Below are 23053 nucleotides of genomic sequence, written 5' to 3'. Positions count from 1 at the left end.
TAATAACAGCGGTATCAGTCCATCCGATTGCCTGCTGCCAACCCGTGGGCGACCAGAGCGCGCCCGGCATCCAGGATAAAAGCATTTGCCGATGCGGCAAACAGCAAGGGCGTGGCGTCGGTGGCAGCAACACAGCGCGGGTCTATAAATGCCAACGCGGCCTCGTCAACTGGCAAGTGCTGGCAACGCCAAGCCAGCGCCGCCCAATTTCCGCCATTGGCAGAATCATGCTCTGCATTATCTGCATTACAGACTGAGACTGATTGTTCAGCGCCGGCCATGCTCATGCGGTTCCTCCTTGCCGATCAGCATTTGTGCCGACCTGCCGTGCCGTGGTGCACCTGACTATTTTAGTTTTTATGCTGCGTCGCACAACAAAAGACGCACCGCCTCACAGCCGGGCGGTAGCGGTCTCACGCTCGGCCCTGCGCCTTCTGGCTGCTATCACAATGAAAAACAACATTTTTTCGTATTGGCCGGGCGCATTTCTGCGAAAATACCAGATTGCCCAAAGTAATGACTCGAATGACCTCGTCCCCTACCCCGATTTTTACGCTGCCAGCCGGCACCGTACCCCGCAAACCCGCACCATTCCTGCCGATGAGTCGTGCGGAAATGAACGCGCTCGGCTGGGACGAGTGCGACATCATCCTGATTACGGGCGACGCATATATCGATCACCCCAGTTTTGGCATGGCGTTGATCGGGCGGTTGCTGGAAGCGCAAGGGTTCCGGGTCGGCATCATCAGCCAGCCAGACTGGCACTCTGCCGACGCCTTCAAGGCGCTGGGCAAGCCGCGGCTGTACTTTGGCGTGACAGCGGGCAATATGGATTCGATGATCAACCGCTACACGGCTGATCGCAAACCACGCTCGGACGACGCGTACACCGCGGGCGGCAAATCCGGCAAACGCCCGGATCGCGCGCTGACCATTTACTGCCAACGCTGCCGCGAAGCGTATCCCGGCGTGGATATCATGGCCGGCGGCATCGAAGGTAGCCTGCGCCGCATTGCGCAATACGATTACTGGAGCGACAAGGTTCGTCAGTCCGCACTGGTTTACGCCAAGGCCGACATTCTGCTGTTCGGCAACGCCGAACGCGCACTGGTTGAAGTGAGCCACCGCGCCAATGCCGGTGAACGCCTCGCGCAAATCCGCAATGTGCGTGGCACGGCATTCATGACGCGCTCCGGCTGGATGCCTGCTGAAGATTGGTCAGTGCTGGATTCATCCACCGTTGATTTACCCGGTCGCGTTGATCCGCATCCGGACCCGTACGCGATGGAGCCGGAGAAATCCGCCGCTGCACCCAAGCCGCCCGAAGCTGCGCAGCCGATTCGTATTGTCAGCAAGGCAGAGCGTCTGGCCGCCAAGCAAGCAGAACGCCAGAAAACCGTGGTGCGCATTCCAGCTTTCGAAGCGGTCGCTTATGACCCGGTGCTGTACGCCCACGCCAGCCGCACGCTGCATCTGGAATCCAACCCCGGCAACGCGCGCGCCATGGTGCAAGCGCACGGCGAACGCGATGTGTGGCTCAACCCGCCGCCTATTCCGCTGACCACGCCGGAAATGGATTACGTCTACGACCTGCATTACGCACGCAATCCGCATCCGTCGTATGAAGGCGAGCGCATTCCCGCGTGGGAGATGATCCGCTTCTCCATCAACATCATGCGCGGCTGCTTTGGCGGCTGTACTTTCTGTTCGATTACCGAACACGAAGGCCGCATTATCCAGAGCCGTTCGGAAGAGTCGATCCTGAATGAGATCGTGGAAATCCGCGATAAAACCAAGGGTTTTACCGGCCATATCAGCGATCTGGGCGGCCCGACCGCCAATATGTACCGGCTGGCCTGTAAAGACCCGAAGATCGAGCAATCCTGTCGCCGCTTGTCCTGCGTGTACCCAGGCATTTGCGAAAACCTGAACACCGATCACGCCCCGCTGATCCAGCTTTATCGCAAAGCGCGGGCGATTCCGGGCGTGAAAAAGATCACCATCGGTTCCGGTCTGCGTTACGACCTGGCCGTGGAGAACCCGGAATACATCAAAGAGCTGGTAACTCACCATGTGAGCGGCTATCTGAAGATTGCACCGGAGCACACCGAAGAAGGCACGTTGTCGAAGATGATGAAGCCGGGCATCGGCACGTTTGAGAAATTCAAAACGCTGTTCGACAAGTACTCGGCACAGGCAGGCAAAAAGCAGTATCTGATCCCGTACTTCATCGCCGCGCACCCCGGTACCACCAACGAAGACATGCTGAATCTGGCGCTGTGGCTCAAAGCCAATAACGTCAAGCCAGACCAGGTCCAGGCCTTCACCCCAACGCCAATGGCGCTCGCCACCACCATGTGGCATACCCGCCGCAATCCGTTGAAGAAACTGGCGCGTAGTTCAGAGAAGGTCGAGGTGATCCGCGACGCGCAACAGCGCAAGGTACACAAGGCTTTCCTGCGTTATCACGATCCGGAAAACTGGCCGATTTTGCGTGAAGCACTGATCCAGATGGGCCGCGCTGAGTTGATCGGCAACAGCCCCAAGCATCTGATCCCGGCGCAGCAACCCGGCGAGCGCGCCGTGGCGCCACCGCGTAACTTGCAGCAACCAGTGCAACGCCGGCCAGCAGCATCGGCTACACCCAAGAAGATTGTTGGTCCAGGGCAGGGGAAAGGGAAGCGGACGGTAAAAGGGAAAGCGCGGGCGCGGTAATGTCATGTCGGCGTAGCGGAGATTCAAATGGAATGTAGCGCGGATTCGCGCAGCAATCCAGGAACGCCGGGGACAAGTCCAGCGTACGTTGCTCGTTGACGCGTTGTTTCCCCGGATTCCCGCTTCGCTTCATCCGGGCTACGTCACCCGTGCGCGGTGACCTTGTTGTGTTTGTTAGTGCCTTCGGCACGGGTGTGAAAAGCGTTTGATACCCGGGGGTGCCCGGGGAGCACGTTTCTTTCTTTTGCGTCGCCAAAAGAAAGAAACCAAAGAAAAGGCGACCCGACAGCGCAAGCGCAAACGGGGCCCAAAGTCAAAAGCCGAAACGAACACACTGTCTGCTTGGCGTCTCTGCGCGGCTCCGCCGTTCCCTCGATCGGTCGGAGCCTGGGTCTCCGACTCTCTGTCGGCGTAGCGCATTGTTGTGGTTTGCCCGCAGGGACTGCGAGCATCCGCCATCAACGATATCGCCGCCCGGACTCGCCCAGCGCCATTGCTTTTTAAAACCGGCAAACAAAGCGGTTAAACACGCCGACCGAGAGCCGGAGACCTTAGGCTCCGGCCGACCGAGGGAACGCAGGATGCGCGCAGACCCTTCTGACAAACAGATGGTGTGCTTCGGCTTTTGACTTCGGGGCCCCGTCAGGTGCTTGCACCCGGGTCGCCTTTTGCTATCCCGCTCTGCGGGACTTTGGGACACCTTTCTTTGGCGACGCAAAGAAAGGTGTCGTGCTCCCGGGCACCCCCGGGTATCAAACGCCCTTCACATCGTGCCGCAAGGCACTAACAACCAAGCTTCCAAAACCCCAAGCACCGCAACACGGCCGGTTACGCCCGCCCCATCCTCAAAAAAACCATCCCACAGGTCTTCACCTGATCCCCCCCTTCACAAACCTCGCGTAAATTAACCCTCCACCCATTCATCGCCCGCCCCAGGAACCGCATATGAGCACCACCGTCCGCTGCCTGTCTGATGGCCAATACAACCTTGCTGAAGGCATCATCCGTGACGAGCAGACTGGGTTTCTGTGGTGGACCAATATCCATGCCAAAGAGTTGTGGCGGCTCAAGCCCGGTACTGGCGCGCATAAGCGCTGGAGTTTGCCGCAACGTCTGGGTTGTTTTGCGCTGACCCAGCACCAGGACATCCTGTTATTGGCGCTGGAAACCGGCCTGGTGCTGTTCAACCATGCGCGGGATGAGTACACCCGGCTGGTTAGCGTGGAAACCAGCCTGCCCAAGACCCGCACCAATGATGGCCGTTGCGACCGTGCCGGCAATTTCATTTTTGGCACCATGCATGAAGGCAGCCCGAATGCGGTGGCCAGTTTTTATCGCTTTGATACGCGTGGCGTGCTGAGCCGGCTGGATCTACCCAATATCGCCATTTCCAACAGTATTTGCTTCAGCCCGGACGGCAAGATCATGTACTGGTGCGATTCGCAGCAGCACAAGATCATGCAAAGCGATTACGACTCGGCCAGTGGCGCCGTGAGTAATCACCGCGTATTTGTCGATCTGGGCGACACCATCATTGAGCCGGACGGCTCTACGGTGGATGCCGAAGGTTGTCTTTGGAATGCCCAGTGGGCGGGCCAGCGCGTGGTGCGGTACCGGCCTGACGGCAGTGTGGATCGCATTATCGATATGCCGGTTGCGCAACCCACTTGCGTCACGTTTGGCGGAGCCGCGCTGGAGACCTTGTATGTGACCAGCGCCCGCAATGGTTTAAGTGACGAAGCGCTGGCGCAGCAACCACTGGCCGGAGCAGTCTTTGAAATCACCTTTGATGATGTGCGCGGGTTGCCAGAAAACCGCTGGCTGGGCCCGGTCTGAGCAACTAGCCAGGCTGCCAATGCCATTTGAAAATATCCTGAAAAACCAAACGGTCGTTCAATAATCTGGACACTTCATCTGACGACAAACGGCGATACAAATGATCGCCGCGCCGGACATCGCCCATTTTATCCGTTCGGCTGTCTTACACCGTAAAGCGCGCCCGGAGCCGTTATCGTTTTGCAAAACGGCAATATTTTTTCGGAGCGCTCATGCTTGTTCGTCCCCGCGCCTGTGTCTATTTAATGGCGTGGCTCTTCCCTCTTCTGACCTTGTTGGGTATGCAAACCGGCGGTATTGGCAGCTTTGCGCTACCGCTGTTTGCGTTCGTGCTGGTGCCATTGGCCGATCTGGCAATCGGTCGTGCCCCGCGCTTGCCCAATCGCGCGGGTAATCAGGCCGCCGACTGGATTCTGCAAGGCTACGTGCCGCTGTGCCTGTTCACGCTGGCCTGTGGCGTGATGCAGTCCGCGCACTGGAGCCATCTGGAATGGGTCGGCAATACCCTCTCACTGGGCGTGACCGCAGGCGTAGGCATTGTGGCTGCGCATGAACTGGGGCACCGTCGCTCGGTCTGGTTGCGCACCTTATCGCGCATTTTGCTGTGGGTATCGGCATACGGACATTTTCGCGTTGAGCATAATCGGGGTCACCATGTGTGGGTTGCCACGCCCTATGACCCGGCGACCGCGCGACGTAACCAGCCCTACTATGCGTTCTGGTGGCAGGCCGTAACCGGCACATTGCGCGGCGCCTGGACCCAGGAAGCGGGCCGCCTGATGAAACTGCAGTTGCCCGGCTGGCACTGGAAGAACGAGGTCTGGCAAAACATTGCTGGCACGCTGACGCTAGCGCTGTTGGCCTGGCTGGTAGCCGGTAACACTGGCTTGCTGGTGTATGTGGTGCAGGCGGTTATTGGTTTCTCATTACTGGAAGTAGTGGATTACATCGAGCACTACGGCTTGGTGCGACATCGCTTTGCCGATGGCCACTTTGAGAGAACCACCGCCGCGCATAGCTGGAGCACCAATCATCTGGTCAGCAACTGGCTGCTGTTTGAACTGCAACGGCATGCGGATCATCACATGCGCCCGCTGGTGCCGTTCTCTGCGCTGGGCGATCAGGCGGAATCTCCCATGTTGCCCGCCAGTTATCCGACCATGATCATGCTGGCGCTGTGCCCGCCGCTTTGGTATCGCGTAATGCATCCACGCCTGGATCGCCATTACCAAAATCTGGCCACCGAACGAGGTCTGGCCGCCACCTAAGCGCAGATACATAAGTAAACATGGCAAACATGAACGCTAGTCCGCCCGATCTCGCCGCTAGTCGTTCAACTGATTACGCCACGCGCCTGCCAACCCGCATAAACCCTTGATTAGCTGACAAAAAGGCCATTTCCGGCACATTGGTCTGGCCCTATGCTTGCACTATGATCCGTACCAGCGGGCGCTCCCGGCGCACGCACGATAAAAAGCAGAAACATCAAAACCAGATAGAGGATGAAGACATGAAGTCACGCTTGTTCGCCAGCGGACGCGGGAAGCTTGCGCTCGCCGCAATGCCAGCCGCTTTTGCCGCACTCTCCGCCTTTGCCGCATACCCGACATGGACTGACGGTGGCACTTACACCGCCGGCACCATTGTTTATTACAGCGGTCATGATTATCAGGCGCTGGTCACTCAGACCGATTATGTAGGCGCCAACTGGAACCCGGCGGCCACACCAAGCCTGTGGAAAGACCTGGGCACAGACACCGGCGGCACCCCAACGCCGACTCCTACCCCAGCGCCAACGCCGACACCGACACCAGCACCTACTCCAACGCCAACCCCGGCGCCGACACCTACCCCGACTCCGGCCCCAACGCCCGCGCCAACCCCATCGGGCGGCTGCTATACCGCCTGGGTATCGACCACCGCCTATAACGGCGGCGCGACGGTCAGCTATAACGGCGTGAACTACAAGGCCAACTGGTGGACTCAAGGTAACAATCCGTCGACCAGTTCCGGCGCCAGCGGCAGCGGCCAGCCATGGACTGTTGTTGGCAATTGCTCGGGCGGCGTTCCGACACCTACGCCAACACCGACTCCAACTCCGACACCAACACCAACACCGACTCCAACTCCTACGCCTACGCCAACACCGACACCAACTCCTGCACCAACCCCGTCGGGCAGCCTACCCAAGCACGTGCTGGTGGGCTACTGGCAGAACTTCGATAACGGCGCCGCTGTACAAACGCTGGCCCAGGTGCCAAGCACGTACAACGTGATCGAAGTGGCTTTTGCCAACGCCGATACCGCAAACGATGGCGGCATTACCTTTGATATTGATCCGGGTCTGGCTAAAGCCGTGGCAGGTGGCTATACGGATGCGCAATTCAAAGCGGATATCCAGACGCTGCACGGCCAAGGCCGCTTTGTGGTGCTGTCCGTTGGCGGTCAGAACGGCAGCATTACCTTGGGTAACGCCACCGCTGTGACCAATTTTGTGAACAGCACGTACTCGCTGATCCAGCAATATGGCTTTGACGGGATCGATATCGACCTGGAAAACGGCATCAACGTCGCCAATATGGAAAGCGCGTTGCGGCAGTTGAGTGCGAAGGTCGGGCCGAACCTGGTCATTACCATGGCACCGCAAACCATCGACATGCTGGCGGGGATTCCGGGGGCCGGTCTGTATCTGCAAGTGGCGCGTGATTTGGGCAGCATCATCACCATGGTCAATACCCAGTACTACAACTCCGGTTCCATGCCAGGTCGAGACGGCAAGAACTACAACCAGGGTACGGTGGACTTCATTACCGCGCAGGCCGATACGGTGCTGCAATACCTGCAACCGGGCCAGGTTGGTCTGGGCCTGCCTGCCTCGGCTTCGGGTGCAGGCAGTGGTTATGTTGATCCATCCGTGGTCAACAATGCGGTGGATTGCCTGACCCAAGGCACGCATTGCGGCTCGTATATTCCGGTGGCCAAATATCCAGGTCTGCGTGGCGTAATGGATTGGTCGACCAACTGGGACGCCAGCAACGGCAATAACTTCAGCAACAGCGTTGCGGCACACCTGAAAACACTGCCGTAAGCGATCGGGTTTGCTGGGCCGGAATATGGCCCGGCAGATCGACTCGCAAGTCATGTAGCCATGAAACACCCCGAACCTGGTTCGGGGTGTTTTTGTTTGCGCCGGCCACTCAGCCAACCCCGCCCACTGACCGGCGCGTTGCGTATTTGTGAATGGCGGGATGGATTTTTCTGCCACTCATAAGGTGATATTCGGTGTCAACCAGGGCAGTGGTCCTATCAGCTCAAGCATCATCGCCCTGGCCCAATTCTGCGTTGTCGCCCTCAAGGCGTTCTGCCATGCGGGCCTTCCGGCCTTTCACGTATTGTCATCAAGTGAGGTCCGACAGGAGTGGTCTGATTACCCTCATGTTTCCCGCTTGTATTGGCTCTTTTGCGCCGATTGACGCCGTGACAAATGCTCCCGGTTAATAGCGTTAATGCGCGCCCATATTGAGCGGCATCAAGACAATGTCAACCGCATGGCGCAGTCCCCAGGACAGGAAAAGCCATGTGAGTCAGAGACGCAGCAAGCGTCCGCGTTGATAGTCAAAACCAACTAAGGATGGAGATTTTCATGTTGCACATCAAACGGATGGCTTTTGCTGTCCTGCCTGCCCTGTTCGTCAGCTCATTTGCATTTTCTGCGGCTTGTTCGCCAGCCTGGAATGCCGCCACCGCGTATGTGGGCGGTAACACTGCCAGCTTCAACGGCGTGAACTACACCGCAAACTGGTGGACCCAGAACCAGGAGCCGGACACCAACAATGGCGTGACCGGAACAGGTCAGCCGTGGACCTCCAACGGTGCGTGTACGGGTGGCACTCCAACGCCAACGCCTACCCCGACACCTGCTCCGACACCAACCCCAACGCCCGCGCCGACTCCGACGCCTACTCCGGCCCCAACACCCACGCCGACCCCAGCGCCGACACCTACTCCAACGCCAACACCGGCTCCGACACCCACGCCAACGCCTGCGCCTACCCCGTCGGGCAGCTTGCCCAAGCACGTGCTGGTCGGTTACTGGCAGAACTTTGACAATGGCGCCGCAGTGCAGACCTTGGCGCAAGTCCCAACAGCCTACAACGTGATCGAAGTGGCTTTTGCCAATGCAGACACTGCCAATGATGGCGGCATCTCGTTTGATATTGATCCGGGTCTGGCCAAAGCGGTCACCGGTGGCTATACCAACGCGCAATTTGCTGCAGATATCCAGACGCTGCACAGTCAAGGTCGTTTTGTGGTGCTCTCCATTGGTGGCCAGAACGGCAGCATCACCTTGGGTAATTCCACTGCGGTGACCAACTTTGTGAACACTGCGTATTCGCTGATCCAGCAATACGGCTTTGACGGGATCGATATCGATCTGGAAAACGGCATCAATGTGGCCAATCTGGAAAGCGCCCTCACGCAATTGCATAACAAGGTGGGCAGCAACCTGATCATCACCATGGCGCCGCAAACCATCGACATGCTGGCGGGGATTCCGGGTGCGGGCTTATATCTGCAGGTAGCGCGTGATCTGGGCAGCATCATCACCATGGTCAACACCCAATACTACAACTCGGGCTCCATGCCAGGCCGCGACGGCAAGAACTACAACCAGGGTACGGTGGACTTCATCACCGCGCAGGCCGATACGGTTCTGCAATACCTGCAACCGGGCCAGGTTGGTCTGGGCCTGCCTGCTTCGGCGTCGGGCGCAAGCAGTGGATATGTTGATCCATCCATCGTTAACAACGCGGTGGATTGCCTGACCCAAGGTACGCATTGCGGCACATATATTCCGGTGGCCAAATATCCGGGTCTGCGTGCAGTGATGGATTGGTCGACCAACTGGGACGCCAGCAATAACAACAACTTCGCCAATACCGTAGCGCCACATCTGAAAGCGCTGCCGTAATCAGCCAGCCCCGCCGCCCATGCGGCAGGGCTTTTGCAGTGGTTGCCTCCCAAGCACTCCGAACCTGGTTCGGGGTGCTTTTTTTTGCCTCGCCTGACAGCCCGGTCACGGCGGCTGAGGGAGAGAAAAAAGGATGCGTAACGGGTCTTATGCTTTCAGCACATTTAAGTTTTTTTGATACATGCCGATACATGAGACATAAAAACCAATCGCACCCACGTCATCATGACCAATCTCAATTCTCTTGTGGCTGCTGCGCGCACCGCGCTGGGCGGCCCGGACGCCAGCAATATCGCGCTCGCCAATTCGCTGAATGCCGCGCAGAAAGAGGATGACGCGAATGCGCTGGCCCAGCAGCAGCAGGACGAGAAAAACAATGAGCCATCGTCGACACGAGTAACCATTGATGTGACTTCGCTGCGCCAGGCGCTGACGTATCACGCGCCCACGTCAAGCCAATCAGCTGCACCGCAGCCGTCATGGCTGCAAAAGCTCAGCAGCCTGCCCAGCGCGACCAATCAGCGTAAAAACGCGGCCCGAGCCCGGCTGAATCGCTTGAAAGCGCAAATAGATGCCATGAAAAGAATGGCCATTGCACTCAATCCTCGTGCGGCCAAAGCCATGGCCAGCGTACTGAAAATGCTCGCTGCACAGCTGAAGTCTGCCGCAGCCGAACTGGGTGGCAGCGACGGCAGCACAACGCCAGCGGCCTCCCCGGCGCCTGTGGCCACATCAAGCAGTAATGCAAGTAGCGCTAGTAGTGACGTCAGTACGTCTGCCAATGCAGCCACACCCGGCGCTACGACCGATGGCTCAGGTGATAAGGGGACCAGCGGCGCTGGTGATCAATCATCAGATCAGGGCTCAAGTCGCGCCAGCGCCGATGCCAGCAGTGAAGCAAACCCAGGCTCCGCGCCAGACCCTACTGCTGATGCGAACGCTGCGCCGAGCTCGGCCACGGCAGACAGTGCGGCAGCAACTGCCGCCGATGCTTCTACCTCTTCGTCATCTGCAGCCGCCACGGACAACGCTGCGGCGACAGGCACTGGCGCCAAGCCGACTGACACAGATAAAAGCAAAGATCCGGATAAAACCAGCAGCAGCGACCAAGCCGCCGTGGCCGCCGCCGAAAAAGCTGCGGCTAGCGCCAGCAACGCGGTCAAGTCCGGTAACGGTGCCAGTATCAATTTCAAGATTCCCGGCAAAGGCAGCAGCGGGAATATGAGCGCCGCTGATGCTGCGCTGGTGCAGGCGGTAGCGCGTAGCCTGCAAGACTTGATTTCACTGGTCAAAATGCATCTGCATCAGACCAAAAACAAAGACCTGCAAAGCGCCGAGGCCTCAATCAAAGATGCTCTGGCCAGTGCCGGGTCAGGGCCATCCGTGGGCGCTGTGGCGGTTTCAGTATCAGCGGGCGGTAGCGCCAGCTGAGAAACAGCTACATCAGTTAACGCTATCGAGCAGCGCGACAAAGTGCGCCACCAGTGGTGATGCATCGTCGACCCGCGTTGCCAGCGATGTGGTCGTAACCGCACCGGCATCGGCCAATGGCAAATACTGCACGCCTTCCACCCGGATGCACGAAAGCGGCGCGGGCAAAATACTCACCCCTAGCCCCGCGGCGACCAGCCCGATCAGCGTAGTGCCCTCGCTCGCCTCCTGGACCACGTTGGGCGTAAACCCGACGTCGTGGCACAGGCGGGCAATGTGGCGATAAATGCCGGTGCCAGCGGATTCCGGGTACATCACAAACGGTTCGGTACGCAGTTGCGCCAGGGAAATCGAGCTTTGCCCCGCCAGCGGGTGATCGTCGCGCAACGCGACCAGCATGGGGTCATCCAGCAAGTGGCGTAGCGCCACGGTATCGGGCACTTCGACATCACCCGAGCGCACCATGCCGATATCCAGCCCCCCTTCCGCCACGGCGCGGATTTGCTGCACGGTCATCATTTCGCGCAGCGTGAGCGTGACGTCCGGGTAACGCTGGCGAAAGCGGTAAATGAGCCGCGGCAGAAAACTGGTAAATGGCAATGAAGGGGTGAAGCCAATGGTGAGCTGCCCGACTTCTCCTCGTGCGGCCCGACGTGCGTCGGCGGCGGCATCGGCGGTGTCTTGCAAAATGGCTCGCGCCCGCAGCAAAAAGCGCTCCCCTGCAGGCGTTAACGCCACTTTGCGCCGCGTACGGGTGAACAGGTCAACACCCAGTTCGGCCTCCAGTGCCTGAATCTGCTGACTCAATGGCGGCTGACCGATATGCAGCTTCTCGGCTGCCCTGGTGAAATGCAGTTCTTCGGCCACGGTCACGAAATAACGCAGATGTCTCAGCTCCATTGATATCTCAAACAGATCAAAACACCCATAAATATATATTGGACTGACAGTAAGGCCAATCCTATGATCGCGCCATAGTCATCGCCCCATCAGGCAACCCCATGCAATCCGCAGCTTCATTCCCGCTGATCAAGGCCGGCACACCGGCCTACCGCCGCACCAATATCGCTTTGTTTTTAGGTGGTTTTTCGACATTCTGGTTGCTGTATTGGGTGCAGCCATTGTTACCGCTTTTCTCTCGCGTGTTCGGGCTCAGCCCGGCAGCCAGTAGCGTTGCTTTGTCGATTTCGACCGGGGGCATGGCACTGGCATTAATACCAGCCAGCTTTATCTCGGATCGCTTCGGTCGCAAGCCGGTGATGTGTACGGCGATGTCGGTAGCCGCCGTGCTCACCATGCTCAGCGCGATAGTGCCCGGCTTTGGCACGCTGCTGGTATTCCGGGTGTTATCCGGTGTGGTGCTGGCCGGGTTGCCGGCGGTAGCCATGGCCTATCTGGCGGAAGAAATTGACCCACTCTCGCTGGGCGCCTCCATGGGTCTGTACATCGCCGGTACCGCACTGGGCGGCATGAGTGGGCGGTTGGCAAGCTCGCTGGTTGCCGACTTCTTTACCTGGCGAGCCGCAGCGGGGTTTGTGGGTGGCGTGGGCATGATTGCGGCGTTCGTGTTCTGGCGTTTTTTGCCGGCATCGCGCCATTTTGTTTCGCGCGAACTGCCAATCAGCCCGTCTGGCCGTAAAGCGTTGTGGGATGCGGTGCGTAGTCAGTTCAGCGATGCTGGTCAGCCGTGGCTGTTTGCCGTGGGCTTCTTACTGATGGGCTGTTTTGTCAGCATGTACAACTACATTGGCTTCCGGCTGGAAGCCGCGCCGTTCAACCTGCGTGACAGCACCATCGGCATGATCTTTACGCTGTATATCGTGGGCACGTTTGCCTCGGCGTGGTCTGGCAAACTGGCCGACCGCATTGGTCGCCGTCACGTGCTGTGGGGCATGAAGATATTGATGCTGGCCGGGCTGTTGCTGACCATGTCCGACTGGTTACCCATGGTGATCGCGGGCATCGCCATGGTGACATTTGCCTTTTTTGGCGGCCATACCGTCGCCAGTAGCTGGGTAGGACGCCGTGCCGGATCATCCAAGGCCTTGGCAGCATCGCTTTATCTGTGCTGCTATTACCTGGGCTCTAGCCTGGTGGGGTCGATCACCGGTTTGTTCTGGGCGCACGATAAATGGACTGGGGTATGCGGAGCGCTGATGGTGATTGTGCTGGCCAGCCTGGGCGTGGCACTGCGCTTGCGGGGTTTGCCGGCCAAGTCGCTGGCGGTGACCTCGTAATATCACCTTAGGGTGGAGTGCGGCGCAAATCCGCCCTGCGAACTTTGTAGCCCGGATTCTCGCTGCGCTTCATCCGGGCTACGTTTGTTGCTCATAACATTGCATCGTGGGATAGATTCGTTGTCCACAACGTCTATTCAAGGTTCACCAGCGCTGATGCACGTGTGGCTTGATATACGTGTCGTAGATTTTGCGCACAGCGGCCATTTGTTCGTCCGATAGCGGCGGCAGACTGGCCGCCGCGGCATTACCCGCTGCCTGGGCCTGATTCTTCGCGCCAGGAATCGCCACGGTGATCGCATCAAACATCAGAATCCAGCGCAGCGCCAATTGGGCCAGTGGCACGTTGCCAGCGACCGCCTTCAAAGCTTCCACTGCTTGCAAGCCCACTTCAAACGGGACGCCAGAGAACGTCTCGCCCACATCAAATGCTTCGCCATGGCGATTGAACTGGCGGTGATCTTCTGCCGCAAATGTGCTGCTGGCGTTGAGCTTTCCGGTAAGCAAACCACTGGCCAGCGGTACGCGGGCGATGATCGCCACATCCTGGGCTTTGGCGCGGGCAAAGAAGTGCTCGATCGGCCGTTGGCGGAACATGTTGAAAATGATCTGCACGCTGGAGATCGGGTATTCCAGCGCCTTGAGCGCTTCTTCTACCTTCTCTACCGACACGCCATAAGATTTGAGCTTGCCCTTGGCGACCATCTTGTCCAGCGCCTCGAAAATCTCCGGGCGATAAAACACCTCGGTCGGCGGACAATGCAGTTGCAGTACATCCAGCGCATCAACCTCCAGATTGCGCAGCGAGTCATCAATGTAGTGTTCAAGCACCGCCGGGGTGTAACCCGCCGACACATGCGGGTTCACTTTGCGACCGGCTTTGGTCGCCACCACAATGCCGTCGCGCCCGCGTGACTTGAGTACCCGCGCAATCAGCCGCTCCGAGCGCCCGTCACCGTACACGTCAGCGGTATCCAGGAACGTGACGCCCTCATCCAGCGCGGCATTCAGCGCGGCTTCGGCATCGCGATCAGACACGTCGCCCCAACTGCCCCCGATTGCCCATGCACCAAAGCCGATTTCCGAGACCGACCAGCCGGTTTTACCAAATTTACGCGTTTGCAATGTGTTCTCCTTGTTGGATGCATAAATCGCAGAATCGGTCCTTAGTGTAGCGACCGACTGGTCCAGCGCAAATACACAATCCAGCTACCAGACATGCATAGTCTGCGCGCAGTGGTCATTTAAAATCACCATCGCTTTGGCGATGTCGCTTTGTGTGGCGCCGGGCCGCATTTACTGTGCCGGGCCTGCGGTTCTTCTTCAAATGAGAACGAGTCCCGGGTTATAGTGCTGCCTCCCCGCTCAACCCAGATGTGCTGCTCCCCATGATGCTCGCCGTGCTGATCAAAGGTTTTCTGCTGTCCATTTCACTATGTCTGGACATCGGCATCGTTAACACGGCGTTAATCAATACCGGCATTCGCGCCGGGGTACGCCCCGCTTTCATGGTCGGCCTCGGTTCCTGTTTTGGCGATATTTTCTACGCCATCCTTTCATTATTCGGCCTCGCCATCCTGTTCCAGTTCACCGCCGTGCGCTGGGTGCTATGGCTGGGTGGCGGCGTGTTGTTGCTGTGGTTGTCGTGGAAAATGGCCGCAGCGGCATGGGCGGAATCGCGCAAACGACAAGAACAGCCCGATTACGATACCAGTGCCGAAGCCATGGCCTGGTCGCCCAAGGTGGAGTTCTTGCGCGGCTTGGGCATGGCGATGGCGTCGCCGACCTCATTGCTATGGTTTGCGGCGGTGGGTGGCGCGGTGATCGCGCAATCGACCGATGGGTCTGCAGTGATGAACGCGGTATTTCTGGGTGGATTCTTTGCGGGCGGGCTGGCCTGGTCGGCGTTTCTGGCCGTGCTGGCAGGCAAAGGTCGCCATCTGATCGGCCACAAGCTGGCGCAGTATTGCAACGCGTTTTCCGCCGCGCTGTTTGCGTATTTTGCGGTGACAGTGATTGTGAATGGCTACCGGACGTTGCTGTGAAGGCTGTTACGCCTTAACGCCGACGGGTATCTGACAAACAATTTCTGTAGCCCGAATGAAGCTCAGCGAGAATCCGGGGCAACACTGCATCCACAAGCGGTCAACATTGGCCGTACCAAATACCTCTCCCCGGATTCTCGCTATGCTCCATCCGGGCTACACGGTTAGCGGCTGACCGAGGCTCAAGCCGCTTGCCGCTGTAATCCCATCGGCTCCAGCGATTGGCGCAAATCGCACACCGAACGGCGGCAGGCCACGAAGCGGATATTGTTCTGGGTGGCCAATTGCCGATAGTTGCGCATCACATTGTGGCCCATGAAATCGGTAAACAGAATGATCAGATCGGCGCCACGCGTGCTGGTGGGCTTGCGCTGATGCGAAGCGTCGCGTCCGGTGAGATGACCGGAAATCTGGATGCCGTAGCTTTCCAGTAACTGCGGAATATTGCCGAGCCGGTCGGCGCCGATCAGATAAGCATTCATGCAGCCATCCCCTGTTTTTCTGCATGCTCGCACCGGAGCATTTGCAGGCTGTAGAGGCAGACTAGCACTCGTCACAAACAAACAATAAAGAATATTAAACTACAATTTTATAACAAATAAGAATAAAAAAAGGGGCAAGCCACGCTTGCCCTGTGTTTACTCTCGCCGTTGATTTCACATCACAGCGGCTTGATATCCAGCTTCTCAAACAACTGGCGATCGCGGGTAACGTCTGGATTACCAGTGGTCAGCAGCTTGTCGCCGTAGAAAATCGAATTGGCACCCGCCATGAAACACAGCGCCTGCATGGCTTCGGGCATGGCCTGACGGCCTGCGGACAACCGCACGTAGCTCTTTGGGAGCGTGATACGGGCCACGGCAATGGTACGGACAAACTCGGTCCAGTCGATCGGGTCTGTGCCATGCAGCGGAGTGCCTTCAACTTGCACCAGATTGTTGATCGGTACCGACTCTGGCTGCGGGTCCAGATTGGCCAGTTGCGCCACCAATCCGGCGCGATCTTCGCGGGTTTCGCCCATGCCGACAATGCCGCCCGTACATACATGAATACCGGCTTTACGCACTTTGCCCAGCGTGTCCAGGCGGTCGTCATACTGGCGGGTGCTTACGATATCGCCGTATTTCTCAGGCGCGGTATCCAGATTGTGGTTGTAGTAATCCAGACCGCTATCACGCAGTTGTTCGGCCTGCCCTTCCTTGAGCATGCCCAACGTGGCACAGGTTTCAAGCCCCAGTGCTTTCACACCCGCGATCATTTTCTTTACTTCGTCCAGATCACGCTGCTTGGGACCGCGCCATGCTGCGCCCATACAGAAGCGGCTGGCGCCGTTTTCACGCGCAACGCGGGCGACGTCGATGACTTCATCGGCGCTCATCAACGCTTCGTTATCCACACCCGTGTGATAGCGCGCGGCTTGCGGACAGTAACCACAGTCCTCGCTACAGCCGCCGGTCTTTACCGATAGCAGCGTGGAGAGTTGCACGCGGTTCGCATCAAAGTGCTCGCGATGCACTTGCTGCGCGCGGAACAAGAGGTCGTTAAAAGGCAGATCGAACAGTGCTTGTACCGCCGCTACATCCCAGGTGTTGCTTGCTGGATGTGGATCAAGCCGTTTGAAGGTGACCGGTTGTGCCAGCGCAGAAGGGTTATTCATGGCTTTACCTAGCATGGAGAAAATGTCGATGAGGCATTTTCAGCGGAGGCATCCTTAATTGTCAATTTATAAGAATAATTTTCTGAACAAACTACACAACCAATGGTTAAGCCTTTTCAGGCACGGTTTATTGCCACCTGCCCAATGCGTTTTGTGCGGGGGCGATGGGAGGCAGGGTATTTGCGATGCCTGCCAACTGGCGCTGCCATGGCTGGATATCGCCTTGTGCCCGCGCTGCGCCATGCCTTCAAATAACGCGCAGATTTGCGCAGAATGTCATCATAACCCTCCCGCATTTACCCACACGCTGGCTGCATTCGCGTACCAAACACATGTAGCGAAACTGGTGCCTGCAGGCAAATTTGGTGAGCGCTGGTCGTTGTTCGCGCTACTTGCGCAGATCAGCGCATCGCACTACCGGATCGGCTCGCGACCCGATTGCCTGGTGCCGATGCCTTTACATGCCAGCCGCTTGCGTGAACGGGGCTTCAACCAAAGTATGGAGATAGCTCAAGTCTGGCAGCGCGAGCTGGGTGTCCCGGTGCAGCCCGATCTACTCCAGCGTATTCGCGACACCAGCCACCAGACGCAACTGGACGTTGCCGCTCGCGCCCGCAATATGCGCCGCGCGTTTCAGGCTTCACCCAATGCGCGTGGCTTGCATATCGTGCTGGTCGACGACGTAATGACTAGTGGCGCGACTTTGCATGTAGCCGCCCGCACCTTGCTGCAGGCGGGCGCTCGCCAGGTGGATGCCTGGGTGCTGGCCCGAACCCTCTGAACAGCGGCAAATGACGGGCAAAAAAAAGCGCAGCTTGTGGCTGCGCTTCTCAGACGTCGACAGGTCGCCGACGCCTTCTTCTTGTGTTTTCAAATCTTTATTTCGGGATGCTTGGCAAAATCTGTTGCATGACCAGACCCGCCCAGATTTTGTGCGCGCCATTGGTTGGGTGCACATAGTCCGCGAACAGGTAGTTGCTGTCTGCACCCGGTGCTACCAGGGTCGCGGTGGAGCAAATCAACGAGGTCAGCGAAGTCGGATCGGTTGTGGATGTTTGTGCCTTGGCATTACAAGCTGGCGAATTCACATTCACCATGCCGTATTGCGACATGTTGGCCTGCACGTTCTTCAACATGGCGGCTGTATCGAAGGTGATGATCTTGGTATTGGCAATTCCAGCCGCGACAGCCTGGTTATAGCCGGTACTCATCTGCGTTGCCAGTGCGGGCAATTGCGGATTGGCGGAAGCCAGCAACATGGTCGCGAACGGCGTGGTACCAATATCAGGCACGTTGACGTATACGATATTGGTAGCACCTGCAGCAACCAGACGCTGCAGTTGGGTCACCATGCCAGTGGCAGCGGCAGTGACAACAGCAGTCGCGTTAGCAGCATTGGCTGGATTGGTGCTCAGGCCGCTCAGGAAATTGAGGATATCGTTGGCACCGCCATCCACCAGAATCAGTTGATGCGCATTGAAGCTGCTGCGGCTGGCCAGATAGGTATCGATCTGCTTTTTCACCGACAGTTGCGTCGCTTCTTGAACCGGGGTCGGACCATACCCCGGAAGGGTCACGGTCACGACACCACCAGGACCATTGATATCATCGGTCTGTACTGTGGCACCACCTTGGGCGTAACTGGTACCACCCGTCAGTACGACCTGACCCGTACCGGTTGGGACCACCGACTTGGGAATACCAAAGTCGACACGCTCATACGGCAGCAGCAAGAAGTTGTATTGCAGCGCCACGTACGAAGCCCAGGTATTGCCCGGCTTGGTTGTGAACGGCAGACCGGCGTAGTTGTAGCCTGAAGCCGGCAGGCCCGGAGAAGTTGTCGGATTGTACGTACCGACATCATTCAAGCTGTCGCCAAACGAAACCACCTCTTTGATGTTCGCTTGAGTCGTATTGCCAGCATTGTCATTGAAGTCATTACCACCATCACTACCGCCGCCACAACCGGCCAGAAACAGTGCTGCAACCAGCGCCGATAGCGCTCCGATTCCGTTTGTGCGCATGCGCATCTCCTTACCTTTTGATGATTAAATCATTCGTTTGTTTAACTTGCAGGCCAGAACGAATTCCGGCGCCCTGCGTGGAACAGGGCACAGAGTGTACCGGTTTTGTAGTGTTTTTTGTCCGACTACAAGGTGCAGCGTAATAAGCGTGCAACACACCCAACAATAAGCAGTTTCAGCAAGCGTCGCGTTTGAGTCCGCGCAATATGCAAACGCCATGACGGACCCAATGAAAAAGGACAGCGCAAGCTGTCCTTTTCTGGCGTAGAGCCCAATAAAACCGCGCTACCAGGGCCATTTATCAAAGCTGATGTTATAGGTGGCGTCCAGGGTACTTTCGTAGGCACCAAAACGGGTAACGATCGACCAGTTGCGTGAAAGCCGCAATGTGAGCTTGATGGCGTCCTCCAGCCCATCCAGACTCTTCTCAAAGGCAATGGACACTTTGTCGGTCAGACGCTTGCCGATCGACACCACTTGGGTGGTCGTGCCATCGGCGTGTTTGTCGGAACTCATGCCAACCTCATCAATCCCGATGGTGCCCAAGAGTTCTTGCGACAGTCCCTGACCGGAAGAATCGCCAGACAACAAGGTATTGAGCGCCTGCACCATCACCGCTGCATCGCCCTTGTCCATGCCATCGGTGCCGTGCCCAAACAATAGCCAGGACAACTTTTCGTTATCCGGCACCGAAGGCTCGGAATACAGCGTGACACGCGGAGAATTGGCGGTGCCCTTGACTGCGACCCCGGCCTCGACCGACAGCCCGCGCCGCATAGCCAGGATATCCAGTGCCGGGTTATCCAGCGGACCGGAGAAAGACAGCACCCCGCGTTCAATGCTCAAGTTCTGTCCATAGGCGGCGTACTTGCCATCTTCCACACTCACTGTGCCCAGTGCCGAGAGCGACTGGTTCGGGCTGGCGCGCAGGCGGAGCGCCCCAGCCAGGCGGGCATCCAGACCGTAACCCTTGAAGGTGAAGTCATCGCCCAGATCCACCTCAAACTGCAATGCGGCCAGCGGCACATTGGCTTTTTGCTGGCGTTTGGCACCGGCAATTACCACATCGTCCGACAAATGTGGCTCACCCGAGGCTTGATACCGCACCAGACCATGGTCAGCGCGCATATTGCCTTTTACCGAGATACCGTCCTTGTCGTACCCGACCAGGCCTTTACCCGACACGATCAATTGCATGTCTGGTTTGTTGATCAAAGTGAGCCGCTCGGCCGTGATATTGGCCTGGGCGTGCGGGCCTTCCTTGCCGATATCCATGGTGCCGTCGGCGCGTAATACGCCCTGCCCGCCATGGAACTCGAACTGCTTGAGCGTAAGACGGTTATCCAGCATGCTCAAATGCACCGTGCCGTCCTTGAGCGCGATACCGGTAGCGGAATCACGGATATCCAGCTGCTGGCCATCCACATTGCCGGATACCTTGGGCTCATCCAGCGTACCGGCGCGGTGGATATCAAACTTGATGCTGCCAGCCAACGCGATATTGCTACTGATCAACGGGGCGATCTTGTCCAGCTTCTCGATATTACCGACCACGTTCAATGTCAGCGGTGCGCCCGGCGCGATACGTTTGTCATGCCAATCCAGCAGCGTGCCGCCGTCCAGATTCACAGTCCCGAATCGCTCGCTCGAGACCAGCCCGCTCAGCGCCACTCGCGATTGGCTGGCCTGGACTTTGACGTGAGCATCAGTCAGCGTAAATGGCTGCGGCGGGCCATCACCGATCAGACGGATATCGCCCGAATCACGCTGGACGTCCAGACTGCCATCAAGCACGTCTGTTCCGCTGAAGTTCCAATGACCCGACAACACCATGTCGGACGCGAGGTTTTTCACCCCGGCCACAGTGAGGTAATCCGCCAGCGGCACTTTCTGCAATTCGCCAGCGGTAGCAATGCGCCCGTCTTTTAAATTAAAGCGGGCAATATGTATCTGGCCATTGCCCAGCTGGATGCGTGTATCGGCCAGCGCCACCTCACCCGCACCTGCGGTTAGCGTGGTCGGGGCCAGCAAATCCAGTTTGAGCGGGCCTTGAGCCAGCAGTTTCTCGATCCGGCCTTGCCAGCGCCATTGCGCGTCCAGCCCACCGGCGGCGGCAAAGCTAGCCGAAATTGGCTGATTTTGATATTTGCCCTGCATGTCCAGCGCCGCATGATGCTGCCCACGCGTGCCTTCCAGATTGAATTTGAGCGACTGCACCGTGGCGTCAAAACCCGTGGCATCGGTCAATTCGATATTGGCGTGAATCGGGCTATTCAGATCAGGGAACAGGCGCGCATCGACTTTGGCTTCGGCCACCTGCACGCCAAATGGCGTCTTCAGTGCATGCGCGGCCAGCTTGCCCTGGATTTCCGGACGCTTGAAACCGCCGAGCAGCGTTACATCACCGTTGAGTTCACCGCCGAAACCCTGGCCAAAATCGGCAATATGCGGCGCGGCAATGTGCAGACTGAGTTGATCCTTGGCCGCGCCCAAAGCGCCTTTGGCATCAACCCGATTGGCACCCAGTTGCAACCACAAACCTGGCGTTACCATCCGCGTGGCGTCGACTTTGGCCTGGCCTTGCCCCGCCAGCGCCTGGCCGTTGAATGTGCTGTTGGCCAGTTTGTATTGCAGTTGCCCCTGCCACGTTGGCTGCAGCTGCCCGGCAGCGGTGAAATCGCCACTAATGCTGCCAACCGGTGCCGCCACGTATTCGGCCGGATTCACCTTGGCAAACTTGCCGCTGGCTTTGAAATCCTGCTTGCCATCCAGCGCAAACTCGCCGGACAACGCCACACTGGCCAGGCCGCGCGCCAGATTAAGTTTACGAATCGCCAGTCGACGTTCTTTTTCCGGATTGATCCAGCCCAGATCAACATCCGCTGACGCTTTGTAACGCGCGTCGTTCAGCTTGGCCAATACATCCGGCGCTTTATACGGGCCACGCAACTGGATGTCGCCCGACAAACGCGTTGGCGGCTGGCGCTTGAGCAGTTGCGAGATATCCAGCGCATCCAGCTTGAACGAAGCGGCGAGTTTGTCCTGGCGGAACTCGCCCTGACCGGTGATTCTGGCACCGCCTAACAGCTTGGCCTGGAAGTTTTCCAGATCAAGCCGATCCATAAACACGGTAAAGCTGGAGGCCACCTCGGTCACCGGAATCGCGCCATCGTCCAGCGTGGCGGCGGCCGGGTTGCTGATAATGATGGTGCCATCGGCGCGGTCTTTGGCGCGGGGCGTCAACGTCATCTGGGCCGAGAGCGAAGCCTGCGGCAGATTGGGCATCAGTTGCTGCGGATTGACCCGTTCGGCGGTCAGCTTTAGCTCATGCAGCATGGTATAGCTGTATTCGGCAAACACGTCGGCGCGCAGCGACACACTGGCTTGCGCAACTTCACCTTGCAAACGCCCTTGCACTTCCAGGTCGCGTAGCGTGTTGTTCAGTTGCAGGCCTGCCTGGATGTTCTTACCGTCCAGATGCCCGTGAAACTGCACCTGCCCCACCGTTTTGAATGGCGCTTGCCCGTTCAGCTGCAGATCGGCCTGCACGCTACCGCGCGGGGTCAGCAGTTGCGCCAATCGCAATTGATGTTGCTCGCCATCACTCTTAAGCGAGGCCTTCAGTCCGGTAAACACCAGCGGCGTATTGACGATTTCCAGTCGCGCCACCTGAAAGTCGTCCACGCGCAGCGCAATCGGCAAATCCAGACTGGTCGGCGGCGGCGATGCTGGTTTGTTGGGCGGTTGCGGTTTGGTTGTGATGCGCACCGATCCCGCATCCAGCGCATCAATCCCGAGGCGTGAGGAAAACAACTCCAGCGGATGCCAGCGCAGCTGAGCGCGATCAATCGCCACATGTACTTCCGGCGTATCCACAACCAGGTTCGACACGGTGAGATTGCTATACAGCGAACCCTCAACGGCACCAATCTGCACCATGCCGGTGGCAGCTGCTTTTTGTTGCAACCAGCGATGCCCGCTGGCCGTATCCACCCACCAGGCGGCACCGGCCACAACCAGCGCAATAAACAACACCAGGCACAGCGGCGTGAGCACAACCCAGCGCAGCCATTTACGGCGCGGCTTTTTGGGTTGATCGGCAGGATGAGGCGATTGATCGAGCATGTCATCCATGA

The 23053-nt window shown here is 58.2% G+C and carries 16 protein-coding genes and 1 pseudogene; 10 read left to right on the top strand and 7 right to left on the bottom strand.

Going from position 1 to position 23053, the window contains the following annotated elements:
- Positions 1 to 14: 14 nt before the first annotated feature.
- Entirely contained in the window at positions 15 to 287 is a 273-nt protein-coding gene (locus P4L78_RS02810) for a hypothetical protein (RefSeq protein WP_309326881.1), read from the bottom strand.
- Between the two features lie 238 nt (positions 288 to 525).
- Here P4L78_RS02810 and P4L78_RS02805 point away from each other — a divergent pair, with 238 nt between their 5' ends.
- The 6 genes from P4L78_RS02805 (at position 526) to P4L78_RS02780 (ending at position 10954) form a co-directional block, all read left to right on the top strand.
- Complete coding sequence (locus tag P4L78_RS02805; RefSeq protein ID WP_309326880.1) at positions 526 to 2715, top strand: YgiQ family radical SAM protein; 2190 nt, start codon at positions 526 to 528, stop codon at positions 2713 to 2715.
- 945 nt (positions 2716 to 3660) lie between these two features.
- Entirely contained in the window at positions 3661 to 4551 is an 891-nt protein-coding gene (locus tag P4L78_RS02800) for an SMP-30/gluconolactonase/LRE family protein (protein ID WP_309326879.1), read from the top strand.
- Between the two features lie 212 nt (positions 4552 to 4763).
- Positions 4764 to 5819, top strand: a complete 1056-nt coding sequence (locus tag P4L78_RS02795; protein WP_309326877.1) for an alkane 1-monooxygenase — start codon at positions 4764 to 4766, stop codon at positions 5817 to 5819.
- A gap of 242 nt (positions 5820 to 6061) precedes the next feature.
- On the top strand, positions 6062 to 7639 hold the full coding sequence (locus P4L78_RS02790) for a carbohydrate-binding protein (protein WP_309326875.1): 1578 nt from the start codon (positions 6062 to 6064) through the stop codon (positions 7637 to 7639).
- 555 nt (positions 7640 to 8194) lie between these two features.
- Positions 8195 to 9523: a glycosyl hydrolase family 18 protein gene (locus tag P4L78_RS02785; RefSeq protein ID WP_309326873.1), complete on the top strand. Its 1329-nt coding sequence runs from the start codon at positions 8195 to 8197 to the stop codon at positions 9521 to 9523.
- A 225-nt stretch (positions 9524 to 9748) separates the two neighbouring features.
- Entirely contained in the window at positions 9749 to 10954 is a 1206-nt protein-coding gene (locus tag P4L78_RS02780) for a hypothetical protein (RefSeq protein WP_309326871.1), read from the top strand.
- A gap of 12 nt (positions 10955 to 10966) precedes the next feature.
- Here P4L78_RS02780 and P4L78_RS02775 read toward each other — a convergent pair whose 3' ends face one another.
- Positions 10967 to 11854: a LysR family transcriptional regulator gene (locus P4L78_RS02775; RefSeq protein WP_283148647.1), complete on the bottom strand. Its 888-nt coding sequence runs from the start codon at positions 11852 to 11854 to the stop codon at positions 10967 to 10969.
- A 101-nt stretch (positions 11855 to 11955) separates the two neighbouring features.
- Here P4L78_RS02775 and P4L78_RS02770 point away from each other — a divergent pair, with 101 nt between their 5' ends.
- Positions 11956 to 13191, top strand: coding sequence for an MFS transporter (locus P4L78_RS02770; protein ID WP_309326868.1), 1236 nt, complete (start codon positions 11956 to 11958; stop codon positions 13189 to 13191).
- Positions 13192 to 13335: 144 nt separating this feature from the next.
- Here P4L78_RS02770 and P4L78_RS02765 read toward each other — a convergent pair whose 3' ends face one another.
- Entirely contained in the window at positions 13336 to 14316 is a 981-nt protein-coding gene (locus tag P4L78_RS02765) for an aldo/keto reductase (RefSeq protein ID WP_309326866.1), read from the bottom strand.
- Positions 14317 to 14579: 263 nt separating this feature from the next.
- Between P4L78_RS02765 and P4L78_RS02760 the strand changes: the two genes are divergently transcribed.
- On the top strand, positions 14580 to 15236 hold the full coding sequence (locus P4L78_RS02760; protein WP_283148644.1) for a LysE family translocator: 657 nt from the start codon (positions 14580 to 14582) through the stop codon (positions 15234 to 15236).
- A gap of 182 nt (positions 15237 to 15418) precedes the next feature.
- Here P4L78_RS02760 and P4L78_RS02755 read toward each other — a convergent pair whose 3' ends face one another.
- Both P4L78_RS02755 and bioB read right to left on the bottom strand, forming a co-directional pair.
- On the bottom strand, positions 15419 to 15718 hold the full coding sequence (locus P4L78_RS02755) for a DUF2325 domain-containing protein (protein ID WP_283148643.1): 300 nt from the start codon (positions 15716 to 15718) through the stop codon (positions 15419 to 15421).
- A gap of 179 nt (positions 15719 to 15897) precedes the next feature.
- Positions 15898 to 16893, bottom strand: a complete 996-nt coding sequence (bioB, locus tag P4L78_RS02750) for a biotin synthase BioB (RefSeq protein ID WP_283148642.1) — start codon at positions 16891 to 16893, stop codon at positions 15898 to 15900.
- Positions 16894 to 16951: 58 nt separating this feature from the next.
- Between bioB and P4L78_RS22855 the strand changes: the two are divergent.
- Both P4L78_RS22855 and P4L78_RS02745 read left to right on the top strand, forming a co-directional pair.
- Positions 16952 to 17158, top strand: a pseudogene (locus P4L78_RS22855) (double zinc ribbon domain-containing protein); the annotation flags it as partial.
- Positions 17159 to 17239: 81 nt separating this feature from the next.
- A complete protein-coding gene (locus P4L78_RS02745) occupies positions 17240 to 17674 on the top strand; it encodes a phosphoribosyltransferase family protein (RefSeq protein ID WP_309326864.1) in 435 nt (144 codons plus the stop codon).
- A gap of 97 nt (positions 17675 to 17771) precedes the next feature.
- Here P4L78_RS02745 and P4L78_RS02740 read toward each other — a convergent pair whose 3' ends face one another.
- Together P4L78_RS02740 and P4L78_RS02735 are read right to left on the bottom strand one after the other, a co-directional pair.
- Positions 17772 to 18917 (bottom strand): SGNH/GDSL hydrolase family protein, encoded by a 1146-nt coding sequence (locus P4L78_RS02740; protein ID WP_309326862.1) that lies wholly within the window; start codon positions 18915 to 18917, stop codon positions 17772 to 17774.
- A gap of 285 nt (positions 18918 to 19202) precedes the next feature.
- Positions 19203 to 23051, bottom strand: a complete 3849-nt coding sequence (locus tag P4L78_RS02735; protein ID WP_309326860.1) for a translocation/assembly module TamB domain-containing protein — start codon at positions 23049 to 23051, stop codon at positions 19203 to 19205.
- Between the last annotated feature and the right edge of the window lie 2 nt (positions 23052 to 23053).

This window comes from Silvimonas sp. (assembly GCF_031291215.1).
GTDB classification, from domain to species: domain Bacteria; phylum Pseudomonadota; class Gammaproteobacteria; order Burkholderiales; family Chitinibacteraceae; genus Silvimonas; species Silvimonas soli.
The sequence above is the reverse complement of the archived record's forward strand: the minus strand, read 5'-3'. Positions and strand labels throughout refer to the sequence as shown.

Bases quoted from the DNA above. Each gene is read 5' to 3' on its own strand.
- P4L78_RS02775 (WP_283148647.1), bottom strand. From the start codon at position 11,854: ATGGAGCTGAGACATCTGCGTTATTTCGTGACCGTGGCCGAAGAACTG.
- P4L78_RS02770 (WP_309326868.1), top strand. From the start codon at position 11,956: ATGCAATCCGCAGCTTCATTCCCGCTGATCAAGGCCGGCACACCGGCC.
- bioB (WP_283148642.1), bottom strand. From the start codon at position 16,893: ATGAATAACCCTTCTGCGCTGGCACAACCGGTCACCTTCAAACGGCTT.
- P4L78_RS02800 (WP_309326879.1), top strand. From the start codon at position 3,661: ATGAGCACCACCGTCCGCTGCCTGTCTGATGGCCAATACAACCTTGCT.
- P4L78_RS02790 (WP_309326875.1), top strand. From the start codon at position 6,062: ATGAAGTCACGCTTGTTCGCCAGCGGACGCGGGAAGCTTGCGCTCGCC.
- P4L78_RS02760 (WP_283148644.1), top strand. From the start codon at position 14,580: ATGATGCTCGCCGTGCTGATCAAAGGTTTTCTGCTGTCCATTTCACTA.
- P4L78_RS02795 (WP_309326877.1), top strand. From the start codon at position 4,764: ATGCTTGTTCGTCCCCGCGCCTGTGTCTATTTAATGGCGTGGCTCTTC.
- P4L78_RS02785 (WP_309326873.1), top strand. From the start codon at position 8,195: ATGTTGCACATCAAACGGATGGCTTTTGCTGTCCTGCCTGCCCTGTTC.
- P4L78_RS02755 (WP_283148643.1), bottom strand. From the start codon at position 15,718: ATGAATGCTTATCTGATCGGCGCCGACCGGCTCGGCAATATTCCGCAG.
- P4L78_RS02740 (WP_309326862.1), bottom strand. From the start codon at position 18,917: ATGCGCACAAACGGAATCGGAGCGCTATCGGCGCTGGTTGCAGCACTG.
- P4L78_RS02805 (WP_309326880.1), top strand. From the start codon at position 526: ATGACCTCGTCCCCTACCCCGATTTTTACGCTGCCAGCCGGCACCGTA.
- P4L78_RS02780 (WP_309326871.1), top strand. From the start codon at position 9,749: ATGACCAATCTCAATTCTCTTGTGGCTGCTGCGCGCACCGCGCTGGGC.
- P4L78_RS02810 (WP_309326881.1), bottom strand. From the start codon at position 287: ATGAGCATGGCCGGCGCTGAACAATCAGTCTCAGTCTGTAATGCAGAT.
- P4L78_RS02735 (WP_309326860.1), bottom strand. From the start codon at position 23,051: ATGGATGACATGCTCGATCAATCGCCTCATCCTGCCGATCAACCCAAA.